This is a genomic window from [Mycobacterium] stephanolepidis, assembly GCF_002356335.1.
GTDB lineage: Bacteria > Actinomycetota > Actinomycetes > Mycobacteriales > Mycobacteriaceae > Mycobacterium > Mycobacterium stephanolepidis.
The window spans coordinates 1,657,921-1,673,603 of the sequence record NZ_AP018165.1 but is presented as its reverse complement, the minus strand read 5'-3'; the positions used below and the strand labels follow the sequence as shown (position 1 = coordinate 1,673,603).

Sequence of the window (15,683 nt, the reverse complement as noted above, 5' to 3'; positions counted from 1 at the left end):
CCTCTACTTGCCGATTTTCCGGCGGATCACCAGATGGATGGGGATTTGCAGCAGTGCGAACATGCCGATGGCGACCAGCGAACCCTTGACGACAAGCATCGCGTCGAATTCGCCGTACATGATCGTGGAGGCGGCGGACACGATGTGCGAGAAGGGGTTCGCGTTGATGCTGATCCTGAGCCAGTCGGACAGGAACACCGAGGGCATGAGTGCCTGGCTGACGAACAGCACCGGCAACGCCAGCGGCAGCATCGCCACCGGCGCCTGCGGATTGAGGGTGCGCAATGCCACCAGGTAGAACAGCGAGCTGTACGCCGCCGACCACAGGAACATCACCAGGACCAGGAATACTCCGGTGAGCAGACCGGCCCGCAGTGGTGCGTCGAGGAAGGCCAGCAGTCCGATGACGATGACCGCAGCCGGCAGGATGCGGAACATCTCGAAGCCGATCTTGGCCGCCATGATCTGGCCGGTGGACACACCGTACAGCCGTAGCCGGTCGGTGAATCCCGACCTGATCTCGTCGATGAGCGTGCCGGCGCCGTACCCGGCACCGAGCATCGGGATGAGCATGATGAGCCCCGGCGCGATGTACGCGGTGTATGAGGACAGCGGGAATCCCGGAAGATCCGCGACGCGCTGGAACATCGAGCGGACGAAGATCACGAGAACGACCGGGAACACGATCGGGAAGATGAACCCGAAAACCGGCTGCCGCAAGCCCACTACGACATAGCGGCGGAAAAGTCGTGCCGTGTTGGACAAGGCGGTCACTGGGTTACCTCCAGGAATGCGTCGCGCAGCGAGGTGGATCGCACTTCGATATTGGCCGCGCCCAGGCCGATCCGGCCCAGTTCGGCGCTCAGCGCCCCCAGCTCCGATGCCGATGCGGAATCCAATGTCCCGGCGAGGCTCCCGGTGTCTGTGCGCTGCACCGCGTAGCCCGCGGCCGACAGTTCCTTGGCCGTGTCTTCGGAGATGTCACCGTCGACGGAGATCTCGACCGCGTAGCCGTGACTGCGGGTGAACTCCTGGGTGGAACCCGAGGCGACAAGCCGACCGCTCTTGACAATGCCGACCTCGTCGGCGAGCGACACCGCCTCGTCCATATCGTGTGTCGTCAACACGACGGTGCGCCCTTCGGCGCGTAGCAGCCGGATGGCATTCCACACCTCCTGTTTTCCTTCGATGTCCAGCCCGCTGGACGGCTCGTCGAGGAACAACATCTGCGGGTTGTGGGCCACCGCCAGTGCCACATCGACGCGGCGGCGCATGCCGCCCGAGAGGGCACCCACCTTCCGGTTCAGGTAGCCGCCCAAGCCGAACTGCTCGACGAGTTCTTCCTCGCGGGACTTTCGTTGTCCCTTGGGCCAACCCGCGATCGCCAGGCTCATCCGGATCTGCTCGACCGGCGACATCCAGAGATCCAGCGCCACCTCTTGCAGCGCCACGCCGATCAGCGGGCGCAGCTCCTTGGTCTTGTCGACCGGAATCCCGAGCACCTCAAGCTCCCCGCTGGTCGGGGCCAGCAGTGTGGTCACCATCCGGATGGTGGTGGTCTTGCCGGCACCGTTCCTGCCGAGCAGGCAGTAGACGATGCCTTGCGGGATAGTCAGATTCAGCCCGTCAACGGCTCGAGCCTCGGCGCCGGGATACTCCTTCACCAGGTCTGTCGCCCGCAGTGCGGGAGTGTTCGCATCTGTGGCCATGCTCAGCCCTTCACTTTCGGGAGGACGTGGCGTTCCAGCTTCTCGGCGAGGCTGATGCCCTGAGCCGTCATGTTCACGTCGATCGACGTGTACAGCGGGAAGCTGCCGACCGTGCTGTCCTTGGGTACCTCATTGATCTGGTGGATCTGGCCGCTGCTTGCGCCGGTGACGGTGAGATCCAGCACGGTCCGTACGAGTTCGACCGGCTTATCGCGCCAATGCGCCTTGCGGGTGCCCTCGGGTTTGATGTGGCCGTGGGCCTTGGCTCCCCCACCACAGGTGCCGCTGAGCTCACGCTCACTATCGATGTCGGACAGGGTGATTCCGCCGTCGATGGTGCATTGCAGCGTCACCCGCGAGTCCAGCGGGTTGACGATGGTGATGGCATCAAGTGTGCTGGGCTTACCCTCCCCACCGGAGACGATCCCGGTTTCGTAGGGGAATCGATCGCCCTGGTAATACTGTTCGATCTTCAGTTCTCCGCGCCGCGGACCCGGGCCAATGGTCATGACGCCGGCACCGGGTAGCGCAGTGGTCTCTCCGAGATAGGTCACCGAACCGGAGACCTCCAGCGCATAGTCACCGAAGGGTGATTTACCCTGCGGCTCGGACGCCGGATCTCCTTGTGCAGATGGATACTTCAACAATGCGAAGGCATGCCCGACGGGCTTCCCCGCCTCCTCGTTCACCGGTGCGCAGGCGGCGGCCAGCGCGGCCGCCAGCGCAACGGCGGCGGCCGTGCCCAGACGTCTCATCGCAGAGCTCCGGTGGCGGACAGGGTCCGGCTCAGCCGCCGGTGCCGGTGCGCAAAGAACGCCGCCAGAATCTTGCTCATCAATCTCCCCCACCCGGGGATCAGGCCCAACGGCGCCTGCGGGGCCAGGGTGATCTCGTCGGTCACCCGTGTCTTTTCGCCCGTCTCGGACGCCACCGGCTCTAGGGTCCGGTGGTGCACCCACACCCGCATACCGGTCATGAGCGACTCCTCTCGGAACATCCGGCCGGGCTCGAGCCGGGCCACCGTGATGTCGTCGAATCCGAAGGGCAGAACACCGAACAACAGCAGGAAGCTCTTACCGATCCGGGTGCCCGGGGTGACGTCCGCGATGGACCTGCCCCGGAACTGCTTGGGCATGGTCATCTTCATGTACGGGCCCATCTCGTCGTTGATGCCCTCTTGCGAGGTCACCCGCTCCCACACTTTGTCTACGGGACAGTCGATCTCGCTGACCTTGCGGAAGACATGTTCTTCGGTGTGAATCGATCTCATCTGGTTCTTTCCTTATCGGGGGACGGAAGTGCGGTGGTGGCAGTCAGCAGCGAGCCGCCTCGTACGGCGTCGGTCGCGTCGGGGACGAATGAGCCGCTGATGTCGAGGACGGCCGGCACGCTGTCGGCACCGATGTAGTCGGGCAGAATGTCACCGATCTGGTGCAACCGGTGCGGCAGTAGGTGCCGGTACCAGTCGAACAGCGGCACCACCAGCGCCACCGTCACAAACTGAACACCGTCGGCGGCCAGGGTTCCGAAGAATGCCTGCCAGATCTGCTCGATCATTCCGGCGCGCCGGAACTTCTTGCGCACACCCTGTGTGGCCAGCTCGGCGATACGCTCCGGCGCCAGCTCCTCGAAGAACGAATCCCACTGCGGATAAAGATAATTGCGCGCGGGGCCGCCGTGGCCCCGGAAGCTCCGGGCGTCACGCAAGGTGCTGAAGCTGCCGAATCCGAGTTCGGGGTCATACCGCAACGAACGCAATACACCGACGGGATGCTCACGCGATTCCTCGGTGAATCCGACGTAAATCTCCGAGGAGCGCTCCCACGGGCGGTAGTGCACCATCTCCCCCGCCGCGATATCGACATCCCCGGCGAAATCGTTCTCCAGGCCGAAAATCGTGAACTCGACATTCTTGGCCCAGGCAAAGCGGGCGTCGTCGGCCGGCACCCGCTCGACGCGTACCAACGGATTGCTCATACGGCGCTCGCCTCCGGGATGCGGGCAGACCAGATCCGGTTACCGTGAGCCGCTATCTCGCAGACCATCTCGGCCGCCATCGACGCCGTGATCAAGGGGTTGACGAAGGTGAGCTTGATCGCCTGTCCCCCGGCAGCGCTGGAGCGGCCCACAATCGCCCTGCCGGTGCGGGCCAGTTCGGCGCGGACCGCGTCGTTGACACCGTCACACGCCTCGGACGCAAGCCCCGGCTGCCGCCAGCGCAACACCACGGTGTTGGTACTCACCGGCGCCGCCAACTCCAGGTCCGTATGTTCAGCCGCTGCCTGCGCCGCGGCGTGCGCCGCCGCGCAGGTGGCATCGATCATCGCAGCGACATGCCGCTGACCCACCGCGCGCAGAGTGACCAGCACCTTGAGCGCATCGAAACGGCGGGTGGTCTGCAGCGACTTACCCACAAGATTGAGCACATCGTGCTCGGAGTCACTCTCGGGATTGAGGTAATCGGCATGTGCGGCAAGCACACCGAAGCTCTCCCGGTTGCGCACCAACAGCGCGCTGCAGCTGATCGCCTGGAAGAGCAGCTTGTGGAAGTCCAGGGCAACCGAGTCCGCCGACTCGATACCGCGCAGCAGGTCTCGGTGCTGTTCGCTGAAGATCAAGCACCCACCCGCGCACGCATCCACGTGGCTCCAGATTCCGCGCGCACGGGCCATGGCGATCGGTTCTTCCAGCGGATCGATCGCCCCGAAGTCCGTTGTCCCGGCGGTGAGTACGAGCGCGAATACGGGCGTGGCCGCGCGGTCCGCATCCTCCAGGATTTCCGCGAGCGCCTCGGCGCGCAGCCGTCCGGCCTCGTCGGTCGGTACCTCGAGAACCGCGGCGGTCCCGAGACCCAACACCCGCAGCGCCTGTTGCACCGAGAAATGCGTCTGCCGAGTGCACAGCACACGCCACGAACTGGCCTGGGGCGGCAACCCCCGGGCGGCGATATCCCAGCCATAGGTTTTGTAGGCGAACAGATCCCGCGCGAGCAACAATGCCTGCAGGTTCGATTGGGTGCCCCCGCTGGTGAAGGTCCCGTCCGATCCGGGGCCGTACCCCATTCTGCTGCAGAGATATTCGATGACCTGCTGCTCGATCGCGGTGGCAGCGGGCGCTTGGTCGAAGGAGTCCATCGACTGATTGAACGCGCTGATCAGTACCTCGGCGGCCAGGGATGGCAGCGCGGGCGGGCAGTGTAGGTGCGCCAGATACGCCGGATGCGTGACCACCACGGACTTCTCGGCCAGCAGGCCCGCTGCTTCATCCAAGGCCCGGCTCAGCCCGACACCCTCGGGATCATCGAGATCGAGTCGCCCGGCATCGTCTTTCAATGCCGCATAACCCTCTACCAGGCCTGGTTTGGTGGCACCACCCAGCACGGCGCCGGCCCGGTCGGCCGCCAGCATGACGGCCTCACGGTACGCGTTGTCACTCTCCCCGGTGAGGAAATCACTCACGAAGGGGCTTGGGGTTGGGGTCATCGAGATTCCACCAATGCCGGCTCGGCGGTCGCTCGGGTGCGCTCCACCGCCGCCAACGCCGACTCAAACGCATTCAGCGCCGCAGCGATATCAGATTCCTCGATGGTCAGCGGTGGCAAGAATCGCACCACGTTGCCGTACTGGCCACCGGTCTCCACGATGAGGCCGTGGTGCAGGCATGTGCGCTGAATCTCGGCGGCAAGCTCGGGCGCCGGGGCCCCGGCGTCATCTCGCCACGGCAGATCGGGATCCACGATCTCCACACCCAGCATGAGTCCGATGCCGCGTACATCGCCCACCAGCTTCGAGCGGGACGCGATGGCATTCAAGCCATCCAGGAAGGTCTTGCCCCGAGCGGTCACCTGTGCACGCAGACCGTTCTCCCGCGCGAAGCGGATCACGGCACTGGCGGCGGCGAAGGCCATGGCGTTCCCGCGGAACGTCCCGGTGAAAGCACCGGGTTCCCACACGTCGAACTCCTTGCGCACCACCAGGACCGCGATGGGGATGCCGGATCCAAGCCCCTTCGAGATCACCACCATGTCGGGTTCGATACCGCAGTGCTGGAATGCCCACGCCGGGCCCGTACGGAACATGCCCGCCTGCACCTCATCGGCGATCAGCGGAACCCCCAGCGTCGATGCGGTGCGGCGCAGCGCCTGCCCCCAGCGCGACGGGGCGGGAATCACCCCGCCCTCACCGAGCACGAACTCGGCGATCAGCGACGCCGGTGCCGTCACGCCACTGTGCGGACGCGCCAGCGCATCGGCCGCGGCAATGGCGAGCTCGACGCCTTGCTCCCCACCCACCCCGAACGGGCTGCGATACTCCTGCGGATAAGGCAGGAAGCTCGCCTGCGGCGACAGCACCACCGGCTGTTGGCGCAGTCCCCCGCCGGAGCTCGCCGCGCGTGCGGCTCGCGTGCAGCCATGGAATCCGCCCTGCACCCCGACGTGTTCGCGGCCGCCGGTGGCAACCTCGGCGAGCATGAGAGCGGCCTCCACAGCGCTGGCCCCGCTGGGTGAGCACAAATGGATGCTGGCATCGGCGGCAAGCCTCACCGGCAGGATCGAAAGCAGCTCCTCGACGAACCGGTCGCGGGCCGGAGTGTGAAAGTCCAGTGAGAGCAACGGCTCCCCGGAGGACACCGTCTTCATGACGGCCTCACTGATGACCGGGTGGTTCCAGCCCAACGACATGGCACCGGCAGCGGCGAGACAATCGACGTACCAGCGGCCGTCGTCGGCACGCACCCGCGCACCCCGCGCCTCGATCGGCCGTATCGGCAGCCTACGGGAGTAGGTAGCCGCCCGAGATTCCCTTGCGGTAGAAGTCAATTGATCGGCAGTCATGACGCCTCCTTGCGTGGGTGAGCCAGTAGCCGCCGCAACGATGAGGCAAGTGAACGGTCTTCGGTGGTCCAGTACCCGGCATCGGGTGGAATCGCCGCCTCCAGCCGGCGGCGAGCCTCCCCCAGCTGGTGGTACGGCAGCTGGGGAAAGAAGTGATGCACCGCGTGGAAACGCAGGCCGACGGGAGCCCACAGTGCACCCAGTACGGGCACCGACGGGTGATCGATGGAGTCCAGGATCTGCTCAGGGAAGGTCATGCGTTCGGTCGTGCCCTCGTACCGGTGTGCCGCCAGTACCCGCAACCAGTTCACGAACAACGCCAGCGCCATCACCAGATACGCCTCCAGCAGCCGCATCGGCGAGTACGCGCCCAGGATCAGCAGCACCAGCATGGCCGATGTGTATGCGAAACAGGCGATTTCCTGTATCAGCCAGGAGCGGGGTGTGCCTGCGGGCGGCAACGGGCGCTCGAAGTCGGCGTCGATCATGAGCGATGAGGCCCGGGTCAGCACGGCGGGCCTGATCGCGGGGATCAGCCAGCTCAATGGCCCCAGCACCAGGAACCGGAAAACGAATGCCAGCGGCCCGACCGCCGCGGTGAACGGCAACAGGATGACGCGCCAGCGCGGCTCGCTGCCGTAGGCCACATACTCACCGTCCTCGGCGGTGCCGTAGGTGCGCGACGCGTGGTGTTCGTGATGAAACTCGAAGGTGAATTTCGGTACCAGCAATGGGATTCCGCACACCACATGCCATACCACCGAGAACCAGCGCAGGTCACGCTCGGCATGCACGAGTTCGTGGACAAACAGCACTGCCCGGTAGAACGCGAAGGCCGCCACCACGATGCAGGCCGCGGCCGGGAGCGAGAGTAGATCGCCCGCCGGGCACAACAGGAACGCGGTGTACCCGACTGTCACACAGGCGACCAAGTCCAGCCAATAGATCCACTGGCGGCGGGCGGCCAGGTCTGCCACCAGTGCACGTGCATCGGCCATCGAAATGCCGAGCACTTCCTTGGAGCCGCCCTGCACCTGCCGTGCCTCGACCGTCATCGCACAAACTCCGCTATCAACTCGTGGGTGGATACCTGGGGAATGCCCAGCTCTCGCACCGCCCTGTCGGGCGCGTAGTACAGCTCGCGGGCCATCAGTTCGACGTTCTCGGGAATGAGCGCATCGTCGGGGTCGAAGCGCAGGGAGACATCGCGCACCAGCCTGTTGCCCTTACCCACCGCCCGGAACAGCCCCATGGGCGCGGACCGCACCGGATGCTCGCGCCCCACCGCGGTCACGAGCAGCTCCCCGATCTGCCGGTAAGACAGATTCGCGGTGCTCAGGATGTACCGGCGCCCGTTGTCGCCCTTCGCCATTGCCGCGGTGATACCCACCACGAAATCCTGTGCCGAGCACACCGCGGTCCCGCCGGGTGGCACCACGCGCAGCAGTCCCTTGCGAGCGGCGACCAATAGCCCCTGCCAAGATCGGGCCGGCCCCGTGCCGGGCGCGAACACGGCGGCGGGGTTCACGACCACCACATCCAGACCGCGCTCGGCGAAGTCCAGCATCAGACGCTCACCCGCACGTTTGGTCGCCGAATACACGTTGTCCAGCACCGAATCGCGCAGGTCGAAGTCTTCATCGGCCACCACGCCGTTGCGTGGGTACCCGATGGCGGCGGTGGAAGAGACGTGCACCACGCGCTGCACACCGTGTGTGAGCGCAGCCCGCGCCACGTGGTAGGTGCCGAGCACGTTGGTTTGCCAAATCTTATGTCCGAGTCGTGAGTTCGGTGATGCGATACCGGCCAGGTGATACACGTGGGACACACCGCGCATCGCGTCATCGATGCTCTGCGCATCGGTGATGTCAGCGACGGCCACATCGACATGCGGGCGCAGCGCGTCACCCAGAACAGCGGGATCGTGCGGGTTCGTCAGGACCGTGACCTGCTCGCCCGCCTGCACCAAAGACGCGACGAGGGTGGAACCCAGGTACCCGGTAGCCCCGGTGACCAACGTCCGGCCGCCCATCACAGGGCCTTCTGGTAGACCCGATGGATTTTCTCCGGGTCTGTCTTCATCTGGGAGGTAAGCGAATTCGACCACACATTGTCCTCGTGCACCCACGTGGTGGCCACCGACGAATAGCCGCTGCCGGTGATCGTCCGCACGATCTCCCCCGCCAGGATTCGTCCGATCCCGGCCCCGAACTGGGTCTGCACCGCGCCGATGAGCACCACCACAGCGGTGTCGATTCCCCGAATCCGGCCGTGGCACCGGACGGCGAGCCGTGCCAGCAGCCCGGGAGTGAGCCGGCCCGAGCGCCCGGTGACCTCGTTGACGTCCGGCAGCATCAGCAGGAATCCGACTGGAGTGCCGGCGGATTCGACGATCCGCACGATGTTCGGGTCGATCAGCGGCCGCATCTCGGCGGCCATACCCGAGAACACCTCGCGGCTGAGCGGGACATTCTCGGGATGATGCGCGAAGGAATCGTTGTAGAGCCCACGCAACATCTCCAGCTCGTCGGCGTAGTCGCGCATCCGCACCGAACGCACCGATACTCCCTGATCACGCATCACCGCGTCGGCACGCTTGAGCAGACGCTGCTGGACTTGCGGGTTGCCGTCGACATGCCAACGGAAGGAGGCGGTATCGAACTTTTTGCGATATCCGGCCGCCTCCACCAGCCCCGAGTAGTACTGGGGGTTGTACGGCTGCATGACCGCCGGTGGCTTGTCGTACCCGGAGATCAGCAGGCCCACCTCCTCACGTGAGGTGTAGCTGAACGGGCCGACCATTTTGGTGATACCCCGACGCATGGCCCATTGCTCGGCCGATCTCAGCAGGGCGCCCGCAACCGCTTCGTCGTCTTCGCTCTCGAAGAATCCGAAGAATGCGCAGTCGCCGTAGCGCTGCACGTATGCCGAGTCGATGCTGGCGGAGATACGGCCGACGGGGTTGTCGCCGCGATAGGCGACGAAGTTCTCGATCTGCACCTCCTGGTGCAGGGGGTTGTGCTTGGCGTTCATCTTCGCGTGCATGACGCGGCGCAGCGTCGGGCGCCAGTGCGGGTCGTCACCGTAGAGACGCCAGGGCATCGAGATGAACTGCCTGGCATCACGACGAGACTCGACGCGGCGCACCGAGACCGGCGGGCGCCCCTGCCGCTGCCCGGCGAGCTGCTGGATCAGTTCGTTATCCAGCACGGACAATTCCGAGGTCGTGGGCCAGTTCGGGATTGCCCTTGCTCTTCCACAGTGCGCCGTCCATGTAGAAGTGGTGCAGCACGAAGGTGAGCGGGACCGCGAAGATGACCGTGTCGAGCTGCCCGGCGAGGATGCCCAGCCCCCCGAAGAACGCGATGTACAGCGGCAGCGCCTTGCGCGTCGAGAGTCGTGCCAGCAGCAGCTTCTTCTCGCCCGGATCCTCGGTGCGCGCGAAACGGGTGTTGTTCCGCGTCCAGTTGATCAGGTGGTACTGCAGGCTGTGCGTTGTCGTCGCGATGAGGATGAGCGCGAAGAGGTCCGAGACCAGTAGGTAGGACAGGTTGTAGGACAACGCCGCGATGACGAAGGTGGCCACCGCCATGGCCGGCAGCGTGCGCTGCCCGGCCCGCTTGAGCTGCACCTGCTCCCAGACTGCGACACCTAAAAAGACTGCAGCACAGACGAATCCGGTGACAACGAGGAATCCGGGAATGGGCGGCACCGGCACGCTCAGGTTCGAGAACGGCAGTCGGTGACCGAAGACCACATACTCGGAGAAGTTCAGTCCGTGGCTCGCCCGGTACAGCACCGGAGCCAGGCAGACGGCGTACAGCGCGTACTTGATCCGGTTACGCGGACCCTTGTAACCGTTCTTCGCCGCGTAGATGTTGATGATGCCGAAGTGCTGTTTGAGCACGTGGAACACCTGCCAATAGGCCCAGATGGCCAGCAGCGGCACCATCCAGCCGCCGAACCACAACGTGCCGACGATCGCGGCGACCACCACGAAGCTGATGACGTAATGCGCCCAGAACCGGGACCGCTCGCGGGGATCCATCCACACGCGCGCCGTCGTCGTCAGCACATGCGGGAGGTCGGACAGCAGTGAAAAGGTCACCGCGCCGATGAGGAACACCCCCTTGTGCCCGTCGGCCGCGAAGAGCACTGCCGACAACAACGCGCCCAAACCGAAGACGAAGAGGATGTCGACGCGTCTGCTGACAAACCACCCCGGCCGGTTCACACCGTCGGTGTTCTTCAGCTCGTCGGTGCCGGTAGCAAAGGTGGCCATGGCGATCATCCTCAGGTAGGCGTCATAGACTTAATTGGTAATGATTATCGTTTTCATAACGTAGAGACGAAGCGGCCACGTGTCAACGCGGAGACCTGTGAGCAGGCTGTGACGCTGCTCACCCACAATTGGCCGGTTAAGGTGCATAAATTACGATGCGACAGACCCGAAACCCCAGCGGACCGACCTGGAGTGAACACCAGGACGCCGTCATCAAATCGCCCGCCATGAGCAGGCGTGCAGGCCCTTCTGCTCCACCCGCCGCATCTGATGCTGACGAATTCGTGTGTTTCAGCAAACTTGTGGAGATTCGGCGGCACACTACTGCCATGACCCGAGTCGGCAACGTCCCCCGGCCGCCACGGCCACACCCTTACCACCAGATCGGCAATCGGCCACTACCCTCAATAGATGGGCCCGGTTTGCCGCCGGACCCCATGTTGGGTCTCCGGACAGGCCGGGGCGTGATTCAGGTTGAGGTGAAGCGCCGTGGTGAACACCGTGCTTAGTTCCGCACATGACGAACCACCGCATGCTCCGCTCACGCCGCCCGGGCCGCTGCCCCCGCGCGAGATCCTCGAACAGTCCGGTGAGCTGCTCCGCGCGCTTGCCGCACCGGTGCGCATCGCCATCGTGCTGCAGCTGCGCGAATCGCAACGCTGCGTCCACGAGTTGGTCGACGCGGTCGGTGTCGCCCAGCCGCTCATCAGCCAGCATCTGCGAGTACTCAAGGCCGCCGGGGTGGTCTCCGGGGAACGTCAGGGGCGAGAGGTCATGTACCGCCTTGTCGACGATCACCTCTCTCATATCGTCGTCGACGCGGTGGCGCACACCGAGGAACAGAGATGAACGTCCGCGAAGAGCGGGCGGCCTTGCCAGGGACCGTGCGGTCCACCCGCCAGCGCGCCGCCATTACCGCACTGCTGAACCGGACCGATGAATTCCGGTCGGCGCAGGAGCTACACGACGAACTCAAGCGCACCGGCGAAGGCATCGGCCTGACCACGGTCTATCGAACCCTGCAGTCGATGTCGACGTCGGGTGAGGTCGATGTGCTGCGCAACGACACCGGCGAGTCGGTGTACCGACGCTGTTCGGACGGGCATCATCACCATTTGGTCTGTCAGAGTTGCGGTTTCGCCGTCGAAGTGCAGGCCGGCGCGGTCGAGGCATGGGCCACCGATGTCGCCGAAGAGCACGGGTTCACCGCTGTACACCACACGGTAGAGGTCTTCGGTCTGTGTAGTCGTTGCAGCGCCCTGCGCCGGAGCTCCTAGTTACCCAGCGCTTTTCGCGCGTCGGATCCGGTGGCGAACACCATCAGTAAGAGCGTCACCAATGCCTCATCGGAGATCTCGGTGGCGGGAAAGTTATAGCGCAGCAATACATCTGCCTTGCGCCCCTTGGCGATCAACAGAATGTTTCCGAACAGGGACTTCTGCGCCAACCCATCGACCAGATGCCGCGATTTCGCGTTGACCGCCACATCCCAGGCCAATACCTGCGACAGTGACACCACATCCAGGCCCGGCGCGATGGTGACCGCGCGGATCGAGGTGAGCGTGCCCTCGTAGTCGGCCCTCAGCGCACCATCGGGCTCCTTGGTGACCGGCAGCACCGGGTGCAGCACGCGGTACACCCGGTCCAGAATCTCGTCGGCTCCGTTATCGGGGGCGGTGCCCGATCCTCTTCGCGCAAGCGGCTCATCGACCATTACGCCGTACCGAATCGACGGTCGCGCTGCGCGTACTCGAGGCAGGCCGCCCAGAGATCACGGCGGTCGAAATCGGGGTACATCTTCTCCTGGAACACGAACTCGGCGTATGCCGACTGCCACATCATGAAGTTGCTCGACCGGAACTCACCAGAGGGCCGCAAGAACAGATCGACGTCGGGCATATCCGGCTCATCGAGGTACTTGGCGATGGTCTCTTCGGTGATGCGGTCGGGCTTGAGCTGCCCGGACTCCACCAGACGGGCGATCCTCCGCGTCGCCTCGGCGATCTCGGCCCGACCCCCGTAGTTGATGCACGTGGTCAAGGTCAGCGTGCTGTTGTTCTTGGTGAGCTCCTCGGTGATCTCGAGCTCCTTGTAGACGCTGCTCCACAGCCGGGTCTTCTGGCCCGCCCAACGGAACCGCACGCCCATGTTGTTCAGGTCATGGCGTCGCCGCTTCACCACGTCACGGTTGAAGCCCATCAGGAATCGAACCTCGTCCGCCGGCCTTCTCCAGTTCTCCGTCGAGAACGCATAGGTGGTCAGCCACGGGATGCCCATCTCGATGGCACCACAGACCATGTCCATCATGGTGGCCTCGCCCATCTTGTGGCCCTCGGTACGCGGCAGGCCACGGGCCCGCGCCCAGCGCCCGTTGCCGTCCATCACCACCGCGACATGCCGCGGTACCAGTTCCTTGGGAATGGCCGGCGGTACGGCACCCGAGGGATGCGTGGGCGCGGGATGTGGACGGGTACCACCGGGGCCCGATCCGGGCAGCAGCTTCGGGAAAACGGCAGGAAACACCGTCTTGTCCGGGAACGTCGGGGCGTAGCCGGGCGGGACGTCGGCCCAATCCGTGAAGTACTTATCCTGCTGCGGATCGGGCTGGCTGCTCTTCACCATGGGTCATATTTAACCTGGTCCCGCGTTCGACAAGCGGGAGTGTCCGCAGCTTGCGCTCCAGGTGCCACTGCAAATGCGCCGCGATCAATCCGCTGGCCTGGGTGCGCTGGGTCTGCGGCACGTCATCGGTGGCCTCCCAGTCGCCGTCATGGAGCGCGGCCATCAGCTCCAGCACACCCGCAGGCGGGGTCGCCGCACCCGCGGGACGGCAATGCACGCAGACGCTGCCACCCGCCGCCACATGGAAGGCACGATGCGGGCCGGGGCTGGCGCAGCGTGCGCACTCGCTGATGGCGGGCGCCCATCCGGCAATACTCATGGCGCGCAACAGATATGCATCGAGAACCAATTCGCGCGAACGCTGCTGATCGGCGATGGCCCTGAGTGCTCCGACGGTGAGGCGGTGCAGAGCGACGGCCGGGGCACGCTCTTCACCCGCGATCCGCTCGGCGGTCTCCAAGATGGCGCAGGCGGTGGTGTACCGGCCGTAGTCGCTGACGATGTCCGACGCGAAGGCGTCGATGGCCTGCACCTGCGTGACGATGTCGAGATTGCGTCCCGGATGCAGCTGCACATCGATATGCGCAAACGGTTCCAGCCGTGACCCGAACTTACTGCGGGTGCGGCGCACCCCCTTGGCCACCGCGCGGACCAGGCCATGCTGGCGGGTCAGCAGGGTCACGATGCGATCGGCCTCACCGAGCTTGTGCTGCCGCAGCACAACAGCACGATCCCGATAAAGCCGCATTCGAAGAGTTTCCCATCTGGTACCGACGAATCCCCGCATTGACGCACTATTTCGACGGCTTACCCTTCTCGTCATGTCGGGCTTTCCCACGCTGACGTCCCAGGCCTCCGCGCTGGTGGAGGGTTCGGTCAGTTCCGTTTCGTTGACCCTTGCGGCGCTCAACGCGATCAAAGCCAGCCAGTCGACCCTCAACGCGTTCCGGGTGGTGTGCACCAAGAGCGCCCTCGCCGACGCCGCGGTGGCCGACAAGCGGTTAGCTGCCGGTGAGCGGCTGCCGTTGCTCGGCGTGCCCATTGCCATCAAAGACGACACCGATTTGGCGGGTACGCCAACCGCATTCGGCACCGCCGGGGCCGTCGGTTCGGAGTCCGAGGACGCCGAGTTGGTGCGACGACTACGGGCGGCGGGCGCGGTGATCGTCGGCAAGACCAACACCTGCGAGCTGGGCCAATGGGGCTTCACCAGTGGGCCCGGCTTCGGCCACACCCGCAACCCCTGGAGCCGCAACCACACCCCGGGCGGATCCTCGGGTGGCAGCGCCGCGGCGGTGGCGGCCGGCCTTATCGCCGGGGCCATCGGCTCGGATGGGGCTGGGAGCGTGCGGATTCCCGCCGCGTGGACACATCTGATCGGCATCAAGCCGCAGCGTGGCCGGATCTCCACCTGGCCACTGGCCGAGGCGTTCAACGGGATAACGGTGCACGGGCCCCTGGCCCGCACGGTCGCCGATGCCGCGCTGTTGTTGGATGCCGCATCGGGAAACGTGGCCGGCGATCTGCATCAGCCACCGCACGTCCGGGTGCTGGATGCCGTCCACGAAGACCCGGGGCAGCTGCGCATCGCGCTGTCGCTCAAGGTTCCGTTCTCGGCATTTCCCGCCAGCATTCACCCGACGATCGAGGCCGCCACCCGCTATGTGGGACATCAGCTGCGGTCCCTCGGGCACATGGTGTCCGACGGCGACCCGGACTACGGCGTCGGACTCGGTCTGAACTTCCTGCCACGGGCCACCGCGGGCCTGTTGCCATGGCGCGACCGGCTCGACGCCGGGGCGAACTGGGACCAGCGCACGGTGACGAACATGCGCACGGGCCGACGACTGGCGGGCTGGGCGCTGCGGCGAGCCCGCGCGGCCGAGCCGCGGTTGCAGGCACGCGTCGGCAAGATCTTCGGCAGCTTCAACGTTGTGCTGGCGCCGACAACTGCCCAACCGCCCACAGGTATTTACGATTTCGACGATGTTGGCAGCATTGCCACGGATCGCGGACAGATCGCCGCCTGCCCCATGACGTGGCCGTGGAACGTGCTCGGCTGGCCGTCGGTCAACGTGCCCGCCGGGTTCACCCAGGACGGGTTGCCCGTCGGCGTGCAGCTGATGGGTCCCGCGAACAGTGAGCCGCTGCTCATTTCGCTTGCGGCGCAGTTGGAGTCGATCAACAATTGGGCATCGGAAACCCCCGACCCCTGGTGGTGAGCGCCCCGCGTCGC

At 65.3% G+C, this 15,683-nt stretch carries 17 protein-coding genes; 3 read left to right on the top strand and 14 right to left on the bottom strand.

Features of this window, described 5'->3' with window-relative positions; translation table 11 throughout:
* Positions 1-3: 3 nt before the first annotated feature.
* Genes MSTE_RS08345 through MSTE_RS08295 form a run of 11 tightly spaced genes read right to left on the bottom strand, consistent with a single transcriptional unit; the run spans position 4 to position 10,825 of the window.
* Positions 4-774, bottom strand: a complete 771-nt coding sequence (locus MSTE_RS08345; RefSeq protein WP_057964109.1) for an ABC transporter permease — start codon at positions 772-774, stop codon at positions 4-6.
* Complete coding sequence (locus MSTE_RS08340; RefSeq protein ID WP_096500396.1) at positions 771-1,709, bottom strand: ABC transporter ATP-binding protein; 939 nt, start codon at positions 1,707-1,709, stop codon at positions 771-773. Before MSTE_RS08340 ends, MSTE_RS08345 begins: the two co-directional genes overlap by 4 nt.
* A gap of 2 nt (positions 1,710-1,711) precedes the next feature.
* Positions 1,712-2,464, bottom strand: a complete 753-nt coding sequence (locus MSTE_RS08335) for a hypothetical protein (RefSeq protein ID WP_096500394.1) — start codon at positions 2,462-2,464, stop codon at positions 1,712-1,714.
* Positions 2,461-2,979, bottom strand: coding sequence for an SRPBCC family protein (locus MSTE_RS08330; protein ID WP_096500392.1), 519 nt, complete (start codon positions 2,977-2,979; stop codon positions 2,461-2,463). The genes MSTE_RS08335 and MSTE_RS08330 overlap by 4 nt, the downstream gene beginning before the upstream one ends.
* Complete coding sequence (locus MSTE_RS08325) at positions 2,976-3,686, bottom strand: hypothetical protein (protein ID WP_096500390.1); 711 nt, start codon at positions 3,684-3,686, stop codon at positions 2,976-2,978. The genes MSTE_RS08330 and MSTE_RS08325 overlap by 4 nt, the downstream gene beginning before the upstream one ends.
* Positions 3,683-5,191 (bottom strand): pyridoxal phosphate-dependent decarboxylase family protein, encoded by a 1,509-nt coding sequence (locus tag MSTE_RS08320; protein WP_096500388.1) that lies wholly within the window; start codon positions 5,189-5,191, stop codon positions 3,683-3,685. Before MSTE_RS08320 ends, MSTE_RS08325 begins: the two co-directional genes overlap by 4 nt.
* Positions 5,188-6,543: an aminotransferase class III-fold pyridoxal phosphate-dependent enzyme gene (locus tag MSTE_RS08315; RefSeq protein ID WP_096500386.1), complete on the bottom strand. Its 1,356-nt coding sequence runs from the start codon at positions 6,541-6,543 to the stop codon at positions 5,188-5,190. The genes MSTE_RS08320 and MSTE_RS08315 overlap by 4 nt, the downstream gene beginning before the upstream one ends.
* Positions 6,540-7,598 (bottom strand): fatty acid desaturase family protein, encoded by a 1,059-nt coding sequence (locus MSTE_RS08310; protein ID WP_096500384.1) that lies wholly within the window; start codon positions 7,596-7,598, stop codon positions 6,540-6,542. The genes MSTE_RS08315 and MSTE_RS08310 overlap by 4 nt, the downstream gene beginning before the upstream one ends.
* The gene (locus MSTE_RS08305; protein ID WP_096500382.1) at positions 7,595-8,575 is read right to left on the bottom strand and encodes an NAD-dependent epimerase/dehydratase family protein; all 981 of its coding nucleotides are present in this window, start codon (positions 8,573-8,575) and stop codon (positions 7,595-7,597) included. The genes MSTE_RS08310 and MSTE_RS08305 overlap by 4 nt, the downstream gene beginning before the upstream one ends.
* Positions 8,575-9,690, bottom strand: a complete 1,116-nt coding sequence (locus tag MSTE_RS08300) for an N-acetyltransferase (RefSeq protein ID WP_162291598.1) — start codon at positions 9,688-9,690, stop codon at positions 8,575-8,577. The genes MSTE_RS08305 and MSTE_RS08300 overlap by 1 nt, the downstream gene beginning before the upstream one ends.
* Before the next feature lie 52 nt (positions 9,691-9,742).
* Positions 9,743-10,825 (bottom strand): hypothetical protein, encoded by a 1,083-nt coding sequence (locus MSTE_RS08295; RefSeq protein ID WP_096505615.1) that lies wholly within the window; start codon positions 10,823-10,825, stop codon positions 9,743-9,745.
* Positions 10,826-11,314: 489 nt separating this feature from the next.
* Here MSTE_RS08295 and MSTE_RS08290 point away from each other — a divergent pair, with 489 nt between their 5' ends.
* Both MSTE_RS08290 and MSTE_RS08285 read left to right on the top strand, forming a co-directional pair.
* Positions 11,315-11,674, top strand: a complete 360-nt coding sequence (locus MSTE_RS08290) for an ArsR/SmtB family transcription factor (protein ID WP_005060366.1) — start codon at positions 11,315-11,317, stop codon at positions 11,672-11,674.
* A gap of 35 nt (positions 11,675-11,709) precedes the next feature.
* Positions 11,710-12,102, top strand: coding sequence for a Fur family transcriptional regulator (locus tag MSTE_RS08285; RefSeq protein WP_269458245.1), 393 nt, complete (start codon positions 11,710-11,712; stop codon positions 12,100-12,102).
* Here MSTE_RS08285 and MSTE_RS08280 read toward each other — a convergent pair.
* The 3 genes from MSTE_RS08280 to recO are packed head-to-tail and all read right to left on the bottom strand — an operon-like array spanning position 12,099 to position 14,195.
* On the bottom strand, positions 12,099-12,539 hold the full coding sequence (locus MSTE_RS08280; RefSeq protein WP_096500376.1) for a hypothetical protein: 441 nt from the start codon (positions 12,537-12,539) through the stop codon (positions 12,099-12,101). The two genes, MSTE_RS08285 and MSTE_RS08280, sit on opposite strands and share 4 nt — an antisense overlap.
* On the bottom strand, positions 12,539-13,447 hold the full coding sequence (locus MSTE_RS08275) for an isoprenyl transferase (RefSeq protein ID WP_096500374.1): 909 nt from the start codon (positions 13,445-13,447) through the stop codon (positions 12,539-12,541). Before MSTE_RS08275 ends, MSTE_RS08280 begins: the two co-directional genes overlap by 1 nt.
* Positions 13,410-14,195 (bottom strand): DNA repair protein RecO, encoded by a 786-nt coding sequence (gene recO, locus MSTE_RS08270; protein ID WP_096500372.1) that lies wholly within the window; start codon positions 14,193-14,195, stop codon positions 13,410-13,412. The genes MSTE_RS08275 and recO overlap by 38 nt, the downstream gene beginning before the upstream one ends.
* Before the next feature lie 73 nt (positions 14,196-14,268).
* Between recO and MSTE_RS08265 the strand changes: the two genes are divergently transcribed.
* Entirely contained in the window at positions 14,269-15,669 is a 1,401-nt protein-coding gene (locus MSTE_RS08265) for an amidase (RefSeq protein WP_096500370.1), read from the top strand.
* Positions 15,670-15,683 lie beyond the last annotated feature (14 nt).